This window comes from Kitasatospora sp. NPDC056783 (genome assembly GCF_042789895.1).
GTDB lineage: Bacteria > Actinomycetota > Actinomycetes > Streptomycetales > Streptomycetaceae > Kitasatospora.
Genome location: NZ_JBHUAF010000592.1, coordinates 1 through 3,261, shown reverse-complemented (window position 1 = coordinate 3,261; position 3,261 = coordinate 1). Strand labels below are relative to the sequence as shown.

The window sequence follows — 3,261 nt, the reverse complement described above, 5'->3', positions numbered from 1 at the left end:
CCCGCTGGCCGCTCGCGGTGCTGTAGAAGGTGATCTGTCGCCCCACGATCGGCTTGCCGTGCTCGTCGGTCAGCGTGGCCTCGAAGTCGCCGCTGATCGGCGCGTTGAGGACCACGTGGCCGCTCACCGTGCGGGCTGTGAGATGGACGGGCTTCTTTCCGGAAGTCATGGCGTAACCTCCTGAATGCTCTGGGCTACTACTTCCACCGTAGGCACCCGTGCGGCGGCCCGCATCCGGGCGGGTGGACGGGTGCGTTCCCGGGTGCGCGGCCGCCCCAACTCGGCTGCAACTGTGCGCAATCGGCTCGGTGGCGGGGCCGTCGCGCGGCTACGCTGCCGGGGCGGGAGCCGCACGGCGGCGCGCAGGCCACTCGACATCCCCCCGGAAGGCGGACCATGCCCTCGACCACGTCGTTCAGCAGCGCGGAAGCGGTCCGGAAGGAGGTCGCCGTCCGTCTCCGGGAGATCTGCCGCGACGCCGGGTTCAACGGGCGCGAACTGGCGCTCCGGGCCGGCTGGCACCCCTCGAAGTCGTCGAGGATCATCAACGCGCTGACCGCCCCCTCGGACGAGGACATCCGCACCTGGTGCCGGCTGTGCGGGGCGGAGGAGCAGGCGGCCGGCCTCATCGCCGCCACCCGGTCCGCCGACGCGATGTACGTGGAGTGGCGGCGCCTCCGGCGTGGCGGGCTCACCCGGTTGCAGAACTCCTACCTGCCGCTGTTCGAACGCACCGAGGTGTTCCGGGTCTACAGCTCCTCCCTCGTCCCCGGCTTCCTGCAGAGCCGGGACTACGCCACGGCGCTGCTGTCCGCCATCACCCGCTTCCACGGCACGCCCGACGACGTCGCGCAGGCCGTCGAGGCGCGGCTGGCGCGTTCGCGCATCGTCCGGGAGGCGGTTCGCGCTGCTGATGGAGGAGCCGGTGCTGCGCCACCGGATCGGCGACGCCGACGTGATGCGCGGGCAGTTGGACGAGCTGGCGGCCGCGGCCGCGCTGCCCGCCGTCGCGCTGGGGATCATCCCGGCCGGCGCGGCGCGGGAGGTGTGGCCGCTGGAGACGTTCAGCGTGTACGACGACGGGCGGGTCGAGGTGGAGACCCTCACGGCGAGCCTGACCGTTGCCAGGACCCGCGAGATCGCCCACTACCTGGACGCCTTCGAGAAGTTGTCCGCCACCGCCGTGTACGGCGACCGCGCCCGGGCGCTGATCGCCTCGGCCCGCGAGGCGCTCGGCTGACGCCGCGAGTACCACGGGCCCGGGTGGTCGACACGGGGGGACGCCCAGGAACCACCTATCCGAGGTAATCTGACGGCTCATCAGTTAGTGCCCGGTCGATCCGGACCATGATGCGGTCAGTATCCGTAACGGAAAGGGCGGTTCGCATGGCCAGCATCAGTGGGCAACCGATCCCGGCGATCACCGAGGCGACGCTCGACGAGATCGCCGACACCGGCCTCCGGGGCCCGGGCAACACCGTCAACCAGGCCGTCGTCGACCTCGGCAACGCCCTGGTGGCCGCCGCCCAGGGCGACGAGTCGGTCCAGCTCCCCCCGGAGCTGGCCGAGTTGGTGGCCAGGGTGCGGCAGATCTCCGACATCGACGTCACCAGGATTCCCGTGGGCGAGGGCGGGGAGGAGATCGGCCTGTCGGCGTTCACCATCAGGCTGAAGGGCGAGGAGCGGCGCCCGGTCGTGATCCTGCCCGCCGGCTGGAACCCGCTCGGCTGGCTGCCCTTCGTCTACGCCTACTTCAAGCTGGCGCTGCGCGGCTACCACGTGCTGACCTACACCCCGCGCGGCCTCGGCTACCCGAACTGGCTCTCCACCTCCGAGGGGCGCGTCGACGTCGCCGGGCCCAAGGACTGGGCCGACGGCTCGAAGGTGATCACCTACGCCCAGGCGCACTTCAACCCGAACAAGGTCGGCTTCCTCGGCCTGTCCTACGGCTCCGGGATCAGCCAGCTGGTCGCCGCGCACGACAAGGACAAGCGGGTGGACGCGGTGGTCGCGATCAGCACCTGGGGCAACCTGGCCACCAGCCTCTACAGCAACGACACCCGGCACCTGAAGGCCGTCGACCTGCTGGTCGGCTTCACCGGCGGGGAGCGGGACGACAAGTTCGACGACGAGGCCCTGGACATCCTCGACAAGTTCGCGGACGACCGCGACCTCGACGACGTGGTCGCCTGGGGCACCGAGCGCTCGCCCGAGACCTACCTCGACAAGACCAACGAGCGCGGCATCCCGACCTTCGTCTCCAACACCTGGCACGAGACCCTCTTCCCGGTCGCCCCGGTGGTCGACCTCTTCGAGCGGCTCACCGTGCCGAAGCGCCTGAACCTGTGGATCGGCGACCACGGCGCGCCGGAGGGCGCCGGGCTGTCCGGCCTGCCGGCGAGCCTGCCCTACCCCGGCCTGGGGGACCCGGTCCGGGAGGCCTACGAGTTCCTGGACCACCACCTGCTCGGCGCCGCGAACGACGTGCCGAACCGGAAGCCGGTGAAGAACCAGGTCATGTTCACCTACAAGACCAAGCCGCTGGTGGGCAACCTCCGCCGGATCACCGAGGCCGCCCGCCGGGAGGAGTACGGCTCCTGGGCGGACGTCACCACCGGCCGCGAGCACTGGTACCTCACGGGCACCAACGGCGGCGGTGACGGCGCGCTGGCCGACAAGCAGAACGACGGCTGGTCACGGAGCTTCACCGCCGGACTGGAGACCGCGGCCACCGCGGTGGACGACGTGATGGACACCGGCCAGAAGGAGTGGACGGGCAACCCCAGGAAGTACGTCCTGGGCGAGTTCGAGCGGGCGAACCTGCTGGTCTGGTCGACCGACCCGCTGACCGGAAGCGCCGGGGTGGCCCGTCGCGTCCGGGGCGCCGCCGACGTCCGGCTGACGGTGCGCAGCACCGAGGAGGCCGCCACCCTGGTGGCGTACCTGTTCGACGTCGACCCGGACGGCAAGGCGCGGATCATCACCCACGAGCCGTACACCGTGCTCGGCCTCACCCCCGGGGAGGACACCACCGTCGGCTGGAAGCTCCAGCCCGCCGCGTACGACGTGGCGGAGGGTCACCGGCTGGCCCTGGTCGTCAACAGCCGTGACCAGCTGTACTCCTACGCCGCCACGAAGGGCACCATCACCATCGGCTCGCCGAGCGAGGACGCGTCCCGGCTGGTGCTCCCGCTCGGCTGATCCCCGGCGGGAGCCGATCGGCGCCGGATCACCCGCGGCCCCGGGCAGGGCCCCGAGCGG

Annotated in this window: 1 protein-coding gene and 1 pseudogene; both read left to right on the top strand. The window is 71.4% G+C overall.

Features of this window, described 5'->3' with window-relative positions:
• The first annotated feature begins 396 nt into the window (after positions 1–396).
• A pseudogene (locus tag ACFRMQ_RS39570) lies at positions 397–1,240 on the top strand (helix-turn-helix domain-containing protein).
• A gap of 146 nt (positions 1,241–1,386) precedes the next feature.
• Complete coding sequence (locus ACFRMQ_RS39565) at positions 1,387–3,201, top strand: CocE/NonD family hydrolase C-terminal non-catalytic domain-containing protein (RefSeq protein ID WP_380735741.1); 1,815 nt, start codon at positions 1,387–1,389, stop codon at positions 3,199–3,201.
• Positions 3,202–3,261 lie beyond the last annotated feature (60 nt).